The organism is Nitrospirillum amazonense, from assembly GCF_029594735.1.
Classification (GTDB): domain Bacteria; phylum Pseudomonadota; class Alphaproteobacteria; order Azospirillales; family Azospirillaceae; genus Nitrospirillum; species Nitrospirillum amazonense.
This window is the reverse complement of sequence record NZ_JARPAF010000002.1, coordinates 2,307,176-2,322,096: the sequence shown is the minus strand read 5'-3', so window position 1 is coordinate 2,322,096 and position 14,921 is coordinate 2,307,176. Positions and strand designations below refer to the sequence as shown.

The following is a 14,921-nucleotide window of genomic DNA, read 5'->3' as shown; positions in this document are numbered from 1 at the left end:
CCCGTATCCTGGGCGCAGCCGTTGCCGGGAGCGCGGATCCTTGATAAAATTGCGATAAAATACAACCTTAAGGCGTCATGACCTCCGTCCGCTCCCTGGTGCCCACGGGCCCGCTGGCTTCCGTGGCCAGCCGCCGTGTCCTACAGTCCCTGATGCGCACCGGGCAGGAGGCGCGATTCGTCGGTGGCTGCGTGCGGGATTGCCTGCTGGAAATCCAGGCGGCCGACATCGACATCGCCACCCCCCTGCCGCCGGAGGAGGTGATGCGCCGGCTCAAGGCCGACGGCATCCGCGTCGTGCCCACCGGCCTGAAGCATGGCACCGTCACCGCCATCATCGGCAACGAGACGTTCGAGATCACCACCCTGCGCCAGGATGTGGAGACGTTCGGGCGGAGCGCGCGGGTGGCCTTCACCGACGACTGGCTGGCCGATGCCGCCCGCCGTGACTTCACCTTCAACGCCATGTCGCTGACCGTGGATGGCGAGCTGTACGACCCCTTCGGCGGCGTGCCCGACCTGACGGCGGGGCGCGTGCGCTTCATCGGCGACGCCGAGACCCGCATCCGCGAGGACGTGCTGCGCCTGCTGCGCTTCTTCCGCTTCTACGCCCGCCTGGGCAAGGGCCCGCCGGACGCGGCGGCGCTGGACGCTTGTACCCGCCTGGCCCCTCTGGTCGGCGGCCTGTCAGGGGAGCGCGTGCGGGAAGAGCTGCTGAAGCTGCTGGCCACGGACCGCGCCGCCGACGTCTGGCGCATCATGGTCGATCAGGGGATCATGGAGCATGTCCTGCCCCAGGCCGTGGCGGTGGACCGCCTGGCGGCGCTGGACCGCCTGGAATGGATGGTGGGGGAGACGGAGCCGCTGGCCCGCCTGGCGGCGCTGCTGCCGGCCGGCCCCCTGGCCCACAGCGCGGCGGAGGCGGTGGCCGACCGGTTGCGCTTCTCCAACTTCCAGCGCGACCGGCTGGCGGCCATCGCCGCCCCGGCGGTGGACGTGCACCCCGACCTGCCGTTCAAGTCGCGGCGCATCGCCCTGCACCGCCTGGGGCCGGAGATTTACCGCGCCGTGCTGCTGCTGTCGGCGGCCGCCATGGGCACGCCGGCCTTCGAGCTGTTCGAGCCCCTGGCCGAGGCGTCGGCCTGGCAGGAAATCCCCTTCCCCTTGCGCGGCCAGGACATCCTGGATAGGGGTCAGGCCCCGGGGCCGGAGGTTGGCCGCCTGATGGGCGAGCTGGAGCGCTGGTGGATCGCCCACGACTTCCAGCCCGACCGCGACGCCTGCCTGGCGGAGCTGGAGCGGCGGCTGTTTCAATCACCATCGTCGCCGAGCGGGAGTTGATGGCAGCGGCATGAGCCTTACCGCTCATGCCGCTGTAGGCCGCGACCGTGGCCGCCGGACCTTTCCGGGGAACGAAGTGGACCGGAAAGGGAGGATAGCCAAGCCAGCGAATGCTGGCGCCTGGCGATTGAGGGGATGCCTATCTGGCCGCCTTCACATCGGCCGCCGTGACCGCGTCGGTGTAGTGGTTGCCGAAGTGGGTACGGACGTAGTTCACCACCGCCGCCACCTGGTCGTCATCCAGGAACTCCCCGATGGGGGGCATGGCCTTCTGGCCGTGCACCACCATGGCGACGGGATAGCCCGCCGCCTCCAGGTTGGGGTTGCCGGCCAGGGCGGGGTAGGTGCCGGCGCCAGTGGCGCCTTTGGCGTCCGGCATGTGGCAGCCCTGGCAGATGGCCTGGTACAGCGCGGCGCCGTCCTTCTGGCCGAAATGGCGGGGGCTGGCGAAGGCGGCGGAGCTGGCGTCCGACGCCTGGGCGCGGGCCGGGTGGGACAGGCCCCCCACCGCGACATAAAGGCCGGTTAGCAGCGCCGTCAGGCCGGCTGCCTTGACCGTGAAAGACTTGAAGATCGTCATGGATTGCCTCTCGGGATAGGGGGCGTCAGGCCGTCACGACCCGCTGGTGCAGGCGGGTGACGGCGTCGAGGGAGGACAGGACCGCCCCCTCCTGCCAGCCGGTGATGTAGCTGGCATGCTCGCCCGCCAGGGCGATTCGCCCGTCCACCTGGCACAGGTCCTGGTAATGCGCGGCCCGCGTCTCCTCGGTCCATGAGGCGTGGCAGCCCAGGGTCCAGGGCACGCGATGCCAGCCCACGGCCACGCCGGTGTCGAATTCCTTGGCGTATTGCGGATGGATCTGGGCGCCATACGCCAGGGCGCGCTTGATACGCTCCTCCGGCGGCATGGCGGTGTATTCCATGGCATAGGCGCCGAAGACGTAGGTGCCCAGCAGCACGCCCTTGCCCGGGCTGCCATAGCCGCTGTTGGGGTAGCCGATCATGGCGATGGGCAGGTCGGTGAAGCTGATGCCGCCGTAGATGGCCTCGTCCTGTTCCCAGAAGCGGCGCTTGAACTGCAGGCCCACCTTGGCGGCGGCCTCATAGGGCACGGCGCTGATGGCGTTCGCCATCTTGGGCCCTACGTTCAGCTTGATCTGGCTCAGCACCGACAGGGGGATGGTGCACAGGCACCAGTCGGCCTTGGCCGTCTGCGGCGCGCCGCCCTTCACGGTGTCGGTATAGGTGACGGTGACGCCGTGGTCGTCCTGGTGGATTTGCGTCACCTTGGTGTTGAAGCGGATCAGGTCCTTCACCTGCCGCGCCAGGGCGGCGGGGAACTGGTCCATGCCGCCCACCGGCTGGAAGATGGTGGACTGGAACTCATCCCTCAGGCCCATGCCCAGGAAACGCCACAGGCCGCCCTGCATGACGTCGCTGAGGCTGGCGGGGGTGGAGGGCACCGGCGCGCCGTTCACGCCGCCGCCGGGCGCCTTCTCGTAGCCGCGCACGTTGCTGGAGTCCAGGCTGGCGGCATAGGCGTAATTCTTGTCCAGCCCGCCCCAGGCACGCAGCGATTCCAGCAGCTTTTCCTGGTCTTCCTTGGTGACCGTGCCGTCCAGGGCGTTCTGGTGGGTCAGCTTGGCCAGCAGCTCCGCCACATGGCCGTGATAGTCGGCCTGGATCTCCCGGAAGCGCTGCGGCTTGCCGCCGTAGGCCTTGGCGGAATGGAGATAGGCGTTGTAGTTGACCTGGTTGAACGGCTCCAGCGCGACGCCGTAGCGGTGGCAGTAATCCAGCACGGCGCGGTGGTGGTAGGGGATGCGCCAGGGGCCGGGGTTGATGTACAGCCCCGGGTCGAAGCCCACCGTCTGCTTGAAGCCGCCCAGCTCGGTGTAGGTATCGCCGCCGCGCAGGGACCAGCTGCGGCCGCCGGCCTTCTCCCGGTACTCCAGCACCTGGACCTTGTACCCCGCCTTGCGCAGCTCGATCGCCGCCACCAGGCCGGCCACGCCGGCGCCCAGGATCAGGATGGACGCGCCCTTCGCGTCACCGTCCAGCTTGATGGGGCCCTTGTAGGTGGTCTCCGCCGCCAGGCCCAGGCTGGTGGCCGCCTGATACATCACGGCGCTGCCTGCCACCGTGCCGATCAGGCTCAGCAGGTCGCGCCTTTTCATGTCCCTAAAACCCATGCCCGTTCCGCCTCCATTATTTTTGAAGGGCGGCGAGTCTCCCCGTTTTATCGCTCCGGCGGCCTTGGCGGCGCCGGTTCCCTGGTCTTGCGAAAATTGGCCCGAAAATGATTGGTACACCCGTTCCGTCCCGCGCGCGATGCGCAGGCACACTTCGGATTCCACAGCCAGATGATTGAATTTGTTGACGTAAGTGCCCGTTGTTTGATGCCCCGCCGGTCCGGTGAAACCGTGATCAACCGATGGCCAGTCAGCGTTGCATGGGCCGGCGGGGCTGTCAATCCGATGGGCGCCACTCCCCTGGGCGCCACTCCCTTGGGCGCCACTCAGCCGGGGCTCAGTCCGCCAGCGTGGCCACGTAGCTTTGCACGCCGCCGCTGGCGGGGTGGTAGATGCCGACCAGATTGTTGCGCAGGATGGAGTTGGCGGTGCTGATGCTGGTGCTGGCCGGGTTGGCGGCGGCCAGCCAGCGCGCCGGACCGAAGCCGCCATCGGCCAGGCGGTCGACATGGACGAACGCGCCGCCGGCGTCGGTGGTGGCCGCTAGGGCATAACCGCCGGGTACGCCGCTGATGCCCTCGAAATGGGTGACGACGCCGGGTTTGCCCTCATAGCACAGCGCGGTGAGGCGGCTGAGTTCGCCGGTGGCGGGGTCGTAGTCTGCCAGCAGGCCGGTGTTCAGGTCGTGTCCCTGCTTATAGCCGCCGGCCAGCGTGTAGGGGGCCGGGTCCTTGGGGCCGTTCTGCCAGATGCCGTACAGGGTGGCCAGGGCACCGATGTCCAGCACCTGAAAGGTGCCGGTCACCACGTTGTAGATGAAACCGTTGCCGGAACCGGGCTTGCCCGCCAGGTCGTAATTGCCCACCACCAGGTCGCCCATGGTGCTGTGCGCCAGGGTGTTGGCCACGGTGCCGCCGGCGACGTCGGCGGGCACGTCGATCTGGGTCCAGGTGCCTGACCCGTCCAGCGGCCCCTGGTAGATCATGCCATGGTCGCCCTTGCCGCCTTCCTCGTACTGGTAGCTGCCCACCGCCCGCACGTTGCCCTGACCCAGGCTTGGGTCGAACAGGGCGGTGTTGGGGCCATAGAAGGTCGAGGTGACGATGGTCTGCCCAGGGAAGGCGGGCAAGAACGGGAAGATGCCGTTGCTGTCCGTGGGATATAGCGGCCCGCGATACAGCATCGCCTGCGGCTTGCCGCCGCCGGTCGGCTGGTAATTGCCGGACAGGACGACCGGCTGTCCGTCGCCGCCATCCTGGCGGATGCCGGTCACGAAGGAGTTGGGCGGCAGGATGTCGTTGTAGGTGATGGTTGGGCTTGTCATGGATATCTCCCCCAAAGGTTGCTTTGCTATAGGGTGTATACACGAGCGCTTTGCTCTTAGATTTTCTCTTAAGAATAGCAGGCCGTTTTTGCGGAGGGGCGGCATGACCACCACGGCACCGCAAATTTTCTCCTTGCAAATGAGAATGACTATCATTACTGATGCTGCGGACGCCGAGGGACGCGGCGTGGGGGCAGCGTGGGACGCCGGCACCCGTTATCGATACCCATTTCCAAGGATTTCCCCATCATGGCCCCCAACCGCCGCGCTTTTGCCCGCAGCCCCGCACGTTTCGCCGCGACCACGCTGGTCGGCGCTGCGCTGCTGGCCACCGGTGTGGCCCCTGTTCGCGTCGCTTGGGCCGCGTCGCACGACATCGCCAGCTTCATCAAGGAGCATGACCGGAACGGCGACGGCGTGGTCACCGCCCAGGAATACCAGGCGGTGCGCGACCGGCAGTTCACGGCGCTGGACACCAACGGCGACGGCTGGGTGAGCGAGGCGGAATACACCGCCGAGTTCGAGGCGCGGCTGAACAAGGAGAACGGGACGCCGGAACGCAAGGCCCAGCAACTGAAGCAAACCCACATCCGCTTCGTCGCCATTGACCTGGATGGGGATCAGAAGATGTCGCGGGAGGAGTTCATGGCGTCCGGCTGGCGCATGTTCGGCTTCCACGACAAGAACGGCGACCAGAAGGTGGACCAGGCCGACGTGGCCCTGGCCGCCGCCTTCAAGCCCTTGCTGGACAAGGCCCAGTCCGACAAGACGGCCGAGGCTGGCAAGGCGCCCTGAGTTTCGAATTCCTATCGGTGCCTGGGGCCTGGGCGATGCGGAGCCCTCGCCCCCGTTCAGACAGGGCACCGTACAGCCGGTCGGCGGCGCGCTAGTCGTGTGGCGCGACGGGTGGAATGGCGGCCTCCTTTCCCCTTCCGCCGACCGGCTCTTTTTATCGGGCCCCGGGGTGATGTCCTCGGGGCCCTTGTTTTTCGCCCTCAGACGGCGGGCGGACGCATCCGCGTCCTTGCCTTGTCCTCGATTTCCAGTCCGCCTTGCTCCCCGGAAATCTCCGGCGCCCGCAGTCGCGGGCTACCAGCGGCCTTGCCGCTGGGGTGGTACGCTCAGGTCAGGTTGCGCTTACGGCCATTTAACTTCCGGCGGCAGGCTCATCAGGATGGCCTCGATGTTGCCGCCGGTTTTCAGGCCGAACAGGGTGCCGCGGTCGTGCAGCAGGTTGAACTCCACATACCGGCCCCGGCGCACCAGCTGGTGGTGGCGCTGCGCATCCGTCCAGGGCATCCCCAGGCGCCGGCGCACGATCAGGGGATAGACATCCAGGAAGGCCTGACCCACGGCCTTGGTGAAGGAGAAGTCGGCCTCCCAGTCGCCGGTGTCGTGCCGGTCGTAGAAGATGCCGCCCACGCCGCGCGGCTCGTTGCGGTGGGGCAGGAAGAAGTAGCGGTCGCACCACTCCTTGAAGCGGGTGTAGTAGTCGGCGCCATGCGCGTCGCAGGCGGCCTTCAGCGCCGCGTGGAAGGTGGCGGCGTCCTCCGCCGTCTCGGCACTGTCCAGAAACATGGGCGTCAGGTCGGCGCCGCCGCCGAACCAGGCCTGCTCCGTCACCAGGTGGCGGGTGTTCATGTGCACGGCGGGCACCAGGGGGCTGCGCATGTGCGCCACCAGACTGATGCCGCTGGCCCAGAAGCGGCCGGTGGTGGCCGCCCCCGGGATCTGGGCGCGGAATTCCTCGGAGAAGGTGCCGTGGACGGTGGAGATGTTGACGCCCACCTTCTCGAACACCCGGCCGCGCATCAGCGACATGACGCCGCCACCGCCGTGGTGCTCGCCCTCGGCATCCGGCCCCGTTTCTGTTGATCTGGCCCAGGCCTTGCGTTCGAACCGGCCCGGTGCGCCATCGCCATAGGCGGGCAGGGCGGCGGCCTCATCCTCGATGGCCTCGAAGGCGGCGCAGATACGGTCGCGCAGATCCTGGAACCAGGCGGATGCCCGGGCCTTGCGCTCCTCCGCCAGAGGGGCGTCGCCGGCCAGCGCGTCGGCGGACAGAAGGCTCGAGGACAGGGGAATGTCGGTCATCGATGGGGGTTCCAGGTAGGCAGGTTCCAGAGGTCAACGGGGCCAGGCGTCCAGCTGGCGGATGGCCTCGCCCACCACCATGGCGGCGGCCATGGCAACGTTGAGCGAGCGCAAGCCCGGGCGCAAGGGGATGGCGAGGCGGGCGTCGGCGGCGGTGTGCACCTCCTCCGGCACACCGGCTGATTCCCGGCCCAGCAGCAGGATGTCGTCCGGCTGGAAGACGAAATCGGTGTAGCACAGGGCTGCGCGGGTGGTCAGTAGCAGCAGACGGGGCACGGACCCGCCCCGCCCGGGGGAGGGCTGCCCTGCGTCGCCCTGGGATTGACCGTTCGCCCGCCGACGCGTCTCGAACGCAGTCCAGGAGGTATGGCGCACCAGATCCACACCCTCCAGGTAGTCCATGCCCGACCGGCGCAGGCGTTTATCGTCCAGAACGAATCCGCACGGCTCGATGATGTCGATGCCCACATTCAGGCAGGCGCCAAGGCGCATCAAGGTTCCGGCGTTCTGGGGGATGTCGGGTTGGTAAAGGGCGATCCGCACGGGAAAGTAGTCCGATAAGTTATTGGAAAGACTAGCTCTTAAGCCGCCAAACCTTTCGCTTGTGCAGCTAAGAATAGCGTTGAGGCCACATTCATACGCTTCCCAAGGCCGTAGGCGGCATGTATATGGATTTACCGCGACCGGACAAGACGCCGGCCGTCAACCTTATTCGCCGTGGGCCTGCGCAAGGCTGGTCCGCTTGGGTAAGGATATAAGAACATTGGGAAACCCTTGTGAGGCGGGCGCCGGGGCGTTTTCAGGTGCCCCCTGACTTCGAGGAGAAGCTTGGTATGGCGGACACGACCCAGATGGCCGGGCACGGGCCGGGGAGCGGCTCTCACAGCGGCGGGGATCCCTCGCGCCGCGATTTCATATACTTGGCTGCCGCCGCGACCGGTGTCGTGGGCGCCGCCGTCACCGTTTGGCCCTTCATCGACAGCCTGAACCCCGCGGCCGACACCCTGGCGCTGGCCAGCACCGACGTGGACCTGGCGCCGGTGCAGGTGGGTCAGTCCATCACCGTGACCTGGCGGGGCAAGCCGGTGTTCATCCGCCACCGGACGCCCGAGGAAATCAAGTCCGCCACGGACGTGAACGTCTCCGAACTGCGCGACCCGCAGAAGGACGCGGACCGCGCGAAGAAGCCCGAATGGCTGGTGGTCGTCGGCATCTGCACCCACCTGGGCTGCATCCCGCTGGGCCAGAAGAATTCCGATCCCCGCGGCGAGTACGGCGGCTGGTTCTGCCCCTGCCATGGTTCGGTCTACGACACATCCGGCCGCATCCGCAAGGGTCCCGCGCCGCGTAACCTGGAAGTGCCCAGCTACGCGTTCAAGACCGACACTTCGATCCGTATCGGCTAAGCCGGACCCCCAGGGAGCGAGAAATGGCTCACGGCCCTTCATCCTCTTTCAAGAATCCGGTGGTCAACTGGCTCGACCAGCGCCTGCCGATCTTCACGATGATCCAGAAGGAATACGGGGTGTTTCCTACCCCGCGTAACTTCAACTACTTCTGGAACTTCGGCGCCATCGCCATGATCATGCTGGTGACGATGGTCGTCTCCGGCATCGTGCTGGCGATGCACTACACGCCCAATACCAACCTGGCCTTCAACTCCGTCGAGCGCATCATGCGCGACGTGAACTTCGGCTGGTTGATCCGCTACATCCACATGAACGGCGCGTCGTTCTTCTTCATCGCCGTTTACATCCACATCTTCCGCGGTCTCTACTACGGCTCCTACAAGAAGCCGCGTGAGCTGCTGTGGATGATCGGCGTGGTGATCTTCCTGCTGATGATGGCCACCGCCTTCATGGGCTACGTGCTGCCGTGGGGCCAGATGAGCTTCTGGGGCGCCACCGTCATCACCAACCTGTTCTCGGCCCTGCCGCTGGTGGGCCAGGACATCGTGACCCTGCTGTGGGGTGGCTTCTCCGTCGACAACCCGACGCTGAACCGCTTCTTCGCCCTGCACTACCTGCTGCCCTTCGTCATCGCCGCCGTCGTGTTCCTGCACGTGGCCGCGTTGCATGTCACCGGTTCCAACAACCCGCTGGGCGTCGAGCCCAAGGGCCCGCAGGACACGCTGCCCTTCCACCCCTACTACACGGTGAAGGACAGCTTCGGCACGGTGGTGTACCTGGCCATCTTCGCCGCCTTCGTCTTCTACGCCCCCAACTTCTTCGGCGAGCCGGACAACTACATCCAGGCGAACCCGATGGTGACCCCGCCGCACATCGTGCCGGAGTGGTACTTCCTGCCCTATTACGCGATCCTGCGCTCCATCACCTTCGACATCTCCATCCCCTTCACCGGGCTGAAGCTGATCGAGGCCAAGCTGGGCGGCGTCATCGCCATGTTCGGCTCCATCGCCATCCTGTTCATCCTGCCCTGGCTGGACACCTCGCCGGTGCGCAGCGCCCGCTTCCGTCCCATCTTCAAGAAGGGCATCCTGGCCTTCCTGGTCGCCTTCTTCCTGCTGATGTACGTGGGCGCCCAGACGGCCGACGCCGCCTGGCACCTGGGCGGCCTGGAAATCCCGCTGGTCTATGTCGGCCAGTTCGCCACCCTCGTTTACTTCGGCTTCTTCCTGTCGCTGCCGTTCGTCGGCCTGATCGAGAAGCCCCTGCCGCTGCCGGCCAGCATCGCCAAGCCCGTTCTGGGCGGTGGGGCCTCGGCCGCCGGTGCTACCGCCAAGCCGATGGAGAAAGCCTGATGCGTCGTCTTCGGTCCCTGATCCTCGCCGGTCTCGTCGCCGTCGCTGCGGCCGCCCCCGCGGTCGCCAGCGAAGAGATGGAGTACCCGAAGAACGAATGGAGCCACGGCGGTGTAACCCGCGGTTTCAGCAACATCTTCGGCACCTTCGACCGCAAGGCGCTGCAGCGCGGCTTCCAAGTCTATAAGGAAGTCTGCTCCGCCTGCCATTCCATGAACCTGCTGTCGTACCGCAATCTGGCCGCGCTGGGGTACAACGAGGCGGAGATCACCGCCATCGCCGCCGGCTACGACATGACCGACGGGCCCAATGACGAGGGTGAGATGTTCACCCGCAAGGGCGTGCCGGCCGACCACTTCAAGGCCCCGTTCCCCAACGAGAAGGCCGCCGCCGCCGCCAACGGCGGCAAGGCCCCGCCGGACCTGTCGCTGATCGTGAAGGCGCGCAAGGGGGGTGAGGATTACATCGTCGCCCTGATGACGGGCTTCGAGCCGGCCCCCGTCGGCTTCACCGTCCCGTCGGGCGGCAACTACAACAAGGCCTTCCCCGGCCATGTTATCGCCATGCCGCCGCCCCTGTCGGACGGTGGCGTGACCTTCGCCGACGGCACCAAGGCCACGGTGGAGCAGCAGGCCAAGGACGTGGCGACCTTCCTGGCCTGGGCGGCTGAGCCCAACCTGGAAGCCCGCCACCAGATGGGCCTGAAGGTCATGATCTTCCTGATCGTGCTGGCCGGCATCCTCTATGCCGCCAAGCGCGCCGTGTGGGCGGACCAGCACTAAGCGGGTCATCCCTTGCGGGATTGAAAAAGGGCGCTCCGGGATGACCGGGGCGCCCTTTCCATTTTGGGTGATGTCGATCAGATCTTGGCGGGGCAGGCGGCGTCGAAGGGGCGCAGCCGTTCCTCCGTCATGGGGTGGGTCGCCAGCCAGCTGGGAATGTGGCCGGCGATTGCCGCTGCCTGCTTCACCTCCGGGCTGTCGACGATCTTGCGCAGGGCCCGGGCGAAGGCGCAGGGGCTGCGCGACGGATCGTGAGACAGCCACGCCAGGGCGTCGGCGTCGGCTTCCGCCTCGAATTCGCGGGTGAAGCGCAGGTTCAGCAACAGCACGGGCGCCCCCACCAGGAAATGGCCGGCGGTGCTGGCGTCGCCCACGGCCACGGCGGCCAGCACGGACAGGCCGCTGGCGCGCAGGGCCAGGCGCAGGCCGTGGCGGTGGCGCACGTGGCCCACCTCGTGCGCCAGCACGGCCGCCACCTCCTCATCGTCCAGAATCTTCAGCAGCTGGTCGGTGACGATGATGTCGCCGCCGGGCAGGGCGAAGGCGTTGGGGCCGACCAGGGGACTGTTCAGGAAATGCAGGCGGTAGGCCTGGCCATCCTGGGCTCCCACCATGTCGGCCAGGATGCCGGCAAACCGCTTCTGGCGGGCGGGGTCGACGGTCGTCCGCTCCTTCTCATCCCGGAAGATCAGGCTCAGCCCGGCGTCGGTCAGCTTGCGCTCCACCCAGGGTGGGGTGTGCGCCGCCGCCAGATCGGCGGCCTTGGGCACGCCCCAATACCAGGTGGCGGCCCCCAGGCCGAGCAGCACGGGCACGCTGGCCAGCGCCAGGCGCCACGACCCCTCCAGCCGGGACAGCAGGCCGGGCTTGTGGCCTAGCGCCGCCGCCAGCGGGCCGCCGCCGATGACCTCCAGCGTGTCGCCGTTGGCGAAGTCGAACCGCCAATAGTTTCCGCCGACGGGCGGGACGATGGTCAGGGTGTGCCGGGGGACCGTGCGCGCCTCATCCCCGGCCGTGCCGGACAGGACCAGACCCTGGGGGCCGGCGCGCACGGTGACCGTCTCCGCCCGCGACAGGCCGGCGCGGTACAGCCGGCCCGTCCCGGTGGCGTGTGGGGCGTCGGCCGTCAAAAGCCGATCCCGACGTCGATGTCGAAGAAGGCCGCCGCCTGGTCGCCAAACGCGCCGGTCTCGCTCTGCGCACCGGCGACGAAGCTGTCCAGCCCCGTCGGGGCGTGGACCGTCAGGTGTTCCAGAACATAGCGGGCAGTGCGGCAGCGGACCCAGGGGTAGGCGAAGCCCAGGGTGAAGAGCAGCAGCAGGCCGTTACTAACGTACAGCCACAGCACCGGGCCCAGTTGCCAGCCGGCGGACAGGGTGACGTCCGCCAGGGACAGGCGCTGCACCACCGTTTTGGCCAGCCACAGGGCGACCAGAAGGGTCACCAGCAAAAGCCCAGCGTACAGCACCAACATCAGGAAGGGGGCCATTTGCGCGCTGGCCGGCGCCGGCCGGTGATTGGCCACCGCGTCCATCAAGGGATAGAGCATGGCGAACGCCGCGGCGGCGAACGCCAGCAGAGCCGCGGCCAGAATGAGGCTCAGCAGATAGAAGCGGCCCACAGCGGGCGCCATGCGCAGCGGCGTGGCGCCGTAGCGGCTGTTGTCCACCATCCAACGGTACTGCTGATGCAGGACGTAGGGATAGAGCAGGCCCAGTGTCAGCCCGCCCAGGATGGGCAGGCCCAGGAAGTTGATGTAGGCCCCGCTCATGACGCCGGCCTCATGGGAGAAGCTGAAGCGCACGCCCCGGTAGGAGGTGACGCGCAGGCGAAAGCGCAGCGCCTTGACGATGATCCAAGGGCCCGCCACCAGCAGGACGGGGACGTACACTAGCGCATAGGGCGACTGGATCTTGGCCAGGATGGCGTAGGGCACGAACAGGACCAGGACGATGATGCGCCCGATCAGGATGGACAGCGGGCGGGCATGATAACCGAATCGGGCGCCCGCCAGCTCCGTCGCTTCATGGAAATAGCGCTGGCTGCGGACCTTGGCCCAGGGCGAGTAGATGCCCAGGGTGACGATGGTCAGCAGCAGGTTCACGATCCAGATAGAGAAATACTCGCGACCCGTGCCGTGGAAACGGAAGGCATGCGAACCACCATGCGCCGGGCTGTCCGCGGCGTTGGACACATCGACAGAGTCAGGCATTGTTCCCCCATGCGATAGCGCGGCCTGTTCCCCGGTGGGCCGCGTCATTACTGTAGCTGAAATTTTGGTAAACAACACACGCAATGGATGCGATGTTGCGGATTTGGCAATCCTGTCAAGGGTGGGCGGCATGGGCGTGGTGACGGCGGCGGAGGTTCTGGCCTTCTGGTTCGGGGAACTGACGCCGGACGATTGGTTCAGCGGCGGGGCGGACATCGACGCGCGCATCCGCGACCGGCTGGCCGACAGCTATCACGCCGCGGCCGAAGGGGCGCTGGACGCCTGGGCCGATACCTCGGACGGGGCGCTGGCCCTGCTGATCCTGCTGGACCAGGTGCCGCGCAACCTGTTCCGGGGCGACGCGCTGGCCTTCGCCACCGACGCGCGGGCGCAGGAATTGGCCACCCGGGCGGTGGCCCGCGCACAGGACCTGGAACAGCCGGTGGACCGGCGCCTGTTCTTCTACCTGCCGTTCGAGCACGCGGAGGAGATTGTGCTGCAGGACTGCTGCGTCGCCCTGGTGGCGGAGCGCATCGGCGCCGGCCAACACCTGGACTATGCCGAACGCCACCGCGAGGTCATCCGCCGCTTCGGCCGCTTCCCCCACCGCAACGGCATCCTGGGCCGCGCCTGCACGGCGGCGGAGCGGGACTACCTGGATCAGCCGGGGGCGGGCTTCTAACGGCAGGATTCTGGCGACGGGCTTTTGGCGGCGGGCCTGTCGCCCCGGCCGATGGCCGCACCCCGAAGAGGGTGCTATCGCCGCCGATGGATCGCCGCTACCATATTGAACGGTCTGGATATTCATCGCGGGGAGCGGGACATGACCACACACGCCAAGGCGGCCAATAAGGCTGGTTTACTGCTGGGATTGGCCATGGGGCTCATGCTGGCCGGGGTCACCCCGTCATGGGCAGCCCCGTCGCCGGAACAGGTGAAGAAGGCGGTGGACGCGGGGGACCTGCCGGCCGCCGAGCACATGCTGCGCGAGGTGGTGCGGGAGCATGGCGACAGCGCCCGCGCCCATTACGACCTGGGTGAGGTGCTGGGCCTGGAAGGCCGCCATCAGGACGCGGTGGGCGAGCTGGAGCTGGCGCGCAAGATCGACCCCAGCCTGCACTTCGCCCGCAGCCCGGAGACCTTCCAGCAGCACCTGGCGCGCGAGCAATCCTTCCTGAAGCCGGCCGTCCAGGCGGCCCCGGCCCAGCCCGCGCCGCCAACCCACACCGCCGTGCAGGCCGCACCGCCCCCGCGCGCGGAGGGAGACAGCGGCCTGACCGTCATCCTGGTCGTGGGCGGCCTGCTGTTGGCCGCCCTGGCCATCTACCTGGTCTTTCGGCGCGCCAGTCCCGCTTACGGTGGCGGCTATCGTCCCGCCCCCGCCGGTCCGGTGCCGCCGCCCTATCCGCCGGCCTATGGCCAGCCCGGCTACGCCCCGGTGGTGGTGCAGGAGCCGGGCCTGGGCACCGGCTTCCTTACCGGCGTGCTGGCAGGCGAACTGATGGCCGGTGGTGGCCATCGCGACACCGTGGTGCACGAGACGGTGATCAACAACGTCACCGAGAACCGGGTGTACGAGAACGACCGCCGCCCCGATCCGGACTACGATTCCGGCAACAGCTCATCGTCCAACGACGGCTGGGGCGGCTCATCCGACGGCGGGTCTTCGTCCAGCAGCTTCGACAGCGGCAGCTCCGGCGGCGACAACAGCAGCTGGTGATCTGGCGACCCTAGGCGTCCACAGGCTGCGGCCGTCCGCCGTTTGAGGGCTAAAAGAAAGCCGCCGCATAGGCCGGGTCGTACTGCATGGCGCCGACCCGGTTGCCTTCCGTGTCGTGCAGGTAGATCAGGCGGCCCACCCCGTCGATGGTGTAGGGCTGCATGACGATGGTGCCGCCGTTGGCGGTGACCTTGGCCATGATGGCGGCCAGATCGTCCACGCCCACGGTGCATTCGAAGCCCTTCATGCCCGTGCCGGTCACGGGTTCGTGGCGCTGCTGCAGTGCGCCGCCCACGTGTTTCTCGCCCTCGGTCCCGGTCTGGATCAGGTAGAAGCCCGGCGGCCCCCAGGGGGTGATGCGCCAGTCGAACACCGCCTCGTAGAACGTCTTGGCGCGCTCCACATCCTCGGCATGGATGGCGAAGAAGCGCAGGTGGTTGGCCATGATGACCTCCGTGGTAGGGGCGTGGTGGTGGGGGCGTGGTGGGGAATGGCC

15 protein-coding genes are annotated in these 14,921 nt (G+C 67.6%); 7 read left to right on the top strand and 8 right to left on the bottom strand.

What is annotated here, in order from left to right:
* Positions 1-77: 77 nt before the first annotated feature.
* Positions 78-1,340 carry a CCA tRNA nucleotidyltransferase gene (locus tag P5F91_RS16690; protein ID WP_145611420.1) on the top strand — a complete coding sequence of 421 codons (1,263 nt, stop codon included), beginning with the start codon at positions 78-80 and terminating at the stop codon, positions 1,338-1,340.
* A gap of 139 nt (positions 1,341-1,479) precedes the next feature.
* Here P5F91_RS16690 and P5F91_RS16685 read toward each other — a convergent pair whose 3' ends face one another.
* The 3 genes from P5F91_RS16685 to P5F91_RS16675 all read right to left on the bottom strand — a co-directional run bounded on the left by P5F91_RS16685 (position 1,480) and on the right by P5F91_RS16675 (position 4,856).
* Positions 1,480-1,920, bottom strand: coding sequence for a c-type cytochrome (locus P5F91_RS16685; RefSeq protein WP_277907645.1), 441 nt, complete (start codon positions 1,918-1,920; stop codon positions 1,480-1,482).
* Between the two features lie 25 nt (positions 1,921-1,945).
* Positions 1,946-3,517, bottom strand: a complete 1,572-nt coding sequence (locus P5F91_RS16680) for an NAD(P)/FAD-dependent oxidoreductase (protein ID WP_277907643.1) — start codon at positions 3,515-3,517, stop codon at positions 1,946-1,948.
* A 352-nt stretch (positions 3,518-3,869) separates the two neighbouring features.
* Positions 3,870-4,856: a hypothetical protein gene (locus P5F91_RS16675; RefSeq protein WP_277907642.1), complete on the bottom strand. Its 987-nt coding sequence runs from the start codon at positions 4,854-4,856 to the stop codon at positions 3,870-3,872.
* A 249-nt stretch (positions 4,857-5,105) separates the two neighbouring features.
* Here P5F91_RS16675 and P5F91_RS16670 point away from each other — a divergent pair, with 249 nt between their 5' ends.
* On the top strand, positions 5,106-5,651 hold the full coding sequence (locus P5F91_RS16670; RefSeq protein WP_145611428.1) for a CREC-EF hand family protein: 546 nt from the start codon (positions 5,106-5,108) through the stop codon (positions 5,649-5,651).
* A 342-nt stretch (positions 5,652-5,993) separates the two neighbouring features.
* Here the strand turns inward: P5F91_RS16670 and hemF are convergent, their stop codons facing one another.
* A complete protein-coding gene (gene hemF, locus P5F91_RS16665) occupies positions 5,994-6,950 on the bottom strand; it encodes an oxygen-dependent coproporphyrinogen oxidase (protein WP_277907641.1) in 957 nt (318 codons plus the stop codon).
* Between the two features lie 33 nt (positions 6,951-6,983).
* Complete coding sequence (locus tag P5F91_RS16660; protein ID WP_277907640.1) at positions 6,984-7,493, bottom strand: tRNA (cytidine(34)-2'-O)-methyltransferase; 510 nt, start codon at positions 7,491-7,493, stop codon at positions 6,984-6,986.
* A 290-nt stretch (positions 7,494-7,783) separates the two neighbouring features.
* On the opposite strand from P5F91_RS16660, the gene petA reads away from it, so the two are divergent.
* Genes petA through P5F91_RS16645 form a run of 3 tightly spaced genes read left to right on the top strand, consistent with a single transcriptional unit; the run spans position 7,784 to position 10,493 of the window.
* A complete protein-coding gene (gene petA, locus P5F91_RS16655) occupies positions 7,784-8,356 on the top strand; it encodes a ubiquinol-cytochrome c reductase iron-sulfur subunit (RefSeq protein ID WP_277907639.1) in 573 nt (190 codons plus the stop codon).
* 23 nt (positions 8,357-8,379) lie between these two features.
* Positions 8,380-9,711 (top strand): cytochrome b, encoded by a 1,332-nt coding sequence (locus tag P5F91_RS16650; protein WP_277907638.1) that lies wholly within the window; start codon positions 8,380-8,382, stop codon positions 9,709-9,711.
* Positions 9,711-10,493 carry a cytochrome c1 gene (locus P5F91_RS16645; RefSeq protein ID WP_277907637.1) on the top strand — a complete coding sequence of 261 codons (783 nt, stop codon included), beginning with the start codon at positions 9,711-9,713 and terminating at the stop codon, positions 10,491-10,493. Before P5F91_RS16650 ends, P5F91_RS16645 begins: the two co-directional genes overlap by 1 nt.
* Positions 10,494-10,570: 77 nt before the next feature.
* Here P5F91_RS16645 and P5F91_RS16640 read toward each other — a convergent pair whose 3' ends face one another.
* Together P5F91_RS16640 and P5F91_RS16635 are read right to left on the bottom strand one after the other, a co-directional pair.
* On the bottom strand, positions 10,571-11,623 hold the full coding sequence (locus tag P5F91_RS16640) for a M48 family metallopeptidase (protein ID WP_277907636.1): 1,053 nt from the start codon (positions 11,621-11,623) through the stop codon (positions 10,571-10,573).
* Positions 11,620-12,705 (bottom strand): YjgN family protein, encoded by a 1,086-nt coding sequence (locus P5F91_RS16635; protein WP_277907635.1) that lies wholly within the window; start codon positions 12,703-12,705, stop codon positions 11,620-11,622. Before P5F91_RS16635 ends, P5F91_RS16640 begins: the two co-directional genes overlap by 4 nt.
* Positions 12,706-12,835: 130 nt before the next feature.
* Here P5F91_RS16635 and P5F91_RS16630 point away from each other — a divergent pair, with 130 nt between their 5' ends.
* Complete coding sequence (locus tag P5F91_RS16630) at positions 12,836-13,387, top strand: DUF924 family protein (protein ID WP_246134439.1); 552 nt, start codon at positions 12,836-12,838, stop codon at positions 13,385-13,387.
* 141 nt (positions 13,388-13,528) lie between these two features.
* Positions 13,529-14,425, top strand: coding sequence for a tetratricopeptide repeat protein (locus P5F91_RS16625; RefSeq protein WP_145611443.1), 897 nt, complete (start codon positions 13,529-13,531; stop codon positions 14,423-14,425).
* Between the two features lie 49 nt (positions 14,426-14,474).
* Here the strand turns inward: P5F91_RS16625 and P5F91_RS16620 are convergent, their stop codons facing one another.
* The gene (locus P5F91_RS16620) at positions 14,475-14,870 is read right to left on the bottom strand and encodes a VOC family protein (RefSeq protein WP_145611446.1); all 396 of its coding nucleotides are present in this window, start codon (positions 14,868-14,870) and stop codon (positions 14,475-14,477) included.
* Positions 14,871-14,921: the final 51 nt, after the last annotated feature.

What these genes read in the sequence shown, in the direction of transcription:
- P5F91_RS16690 (WP_145611420.1), top strand. Translation starts at nt 78, where the DNA reads ATGACCTCCGTCCGCTCCCTGGTGCCCACGGGCCCGCTGGCTTCCGTG.
- P5F91_RS16685 (WP_277907645.1), bottom strand. Translation starts at nt 1,920, where the DNA reads ATGACGATCTTCAAGTCTTTCACGGTCAAGGCAGCCGGCCTGACGGCG.
- P5F91_RS16680 (WP_277907643.1), bottom strand. Translation starts at nt 3,517, where the DNA reads ATGAAAAGGCGCGACCTGCTGAGCCTGATCGGCACGGTGGCAGGCAGC.
- P5F91_RS16675 (WP_277907642.1), bottom strand. Translation starts at nt 4,856, where the DNA reads ATGACAAGCCCAACCATCACCTACAACGACATCCTGCCGCCCAACTCC.
- P5F91_RS16670 (WP_145611428.1), top strand. Translation starts at nt 5,106, where the DNA reads ATGGCCCCCAACCGCCGCGCTTTTGCCCGCAGCCCCGCACGTTTCGCC.
- hemF (WP_277907641.1), bottom strand. Translation starts at nt 6,950, where the DNA reads ATGACCGACATTCCCCTGTCCTCGAGCCTTCTGTCCGCCGACGCGCTG.
- petA (WP_277907639.1), top strand. Translation starts at nt 7,784, where the DNA reads ATGGCGGACACGACCCAGATGGCCGGGCACGGGCCGGGGAGCGGCTCT.
- P5F91_RS16650 (WP_277907638.1), top strand. Translation starts at nt 8,380, where the DNA reads ATGGCTCACGGCCCTTCATCCTCTTTCAAGAATCCGGTGGTCAACTGG.
- P5F91_RS16645 (WP_277907637.1), top strand. Translation starts at nt 9,711, where the DNA reads ATGCGTCGTCTTCGGTCCCTGATCCTCGCCGGTCTCGTCGCCGTCGCT.
- P5F91_RS16635 (WP_277907635.1), bottom strand. Translation starts at nt 12,705, where the DNA reads ATGCCTGACTCTGTCGATGTGTCCAACGCCGCGGACAGCCCGGCGCAT.
- P5F91_RS16630 (WP_246134439.1), top strand. Translation starts at nt 12,836, where the DNA reads ATGGGCGTGGTGACGGCGGCGGAGGTTCTGGCCTTCTGGTTCGGGGAA.
- P5F91_RS16625 (WP_145611443.1), top strand. Translation starts at nt 13,529, where the DNA reads ATGACCACACACGCCAAGGCGGCCAATAAGGCTGGTTTACTGCTGGGA.
- P5F91_RS16620 (WP_145611446.1), bottom strand. Translation starts at nt 14,870, where the DNA reads ATGGCCAACCACCTGCGCTTCTTCGCCATCCATGCCGAGGATGTGGAG.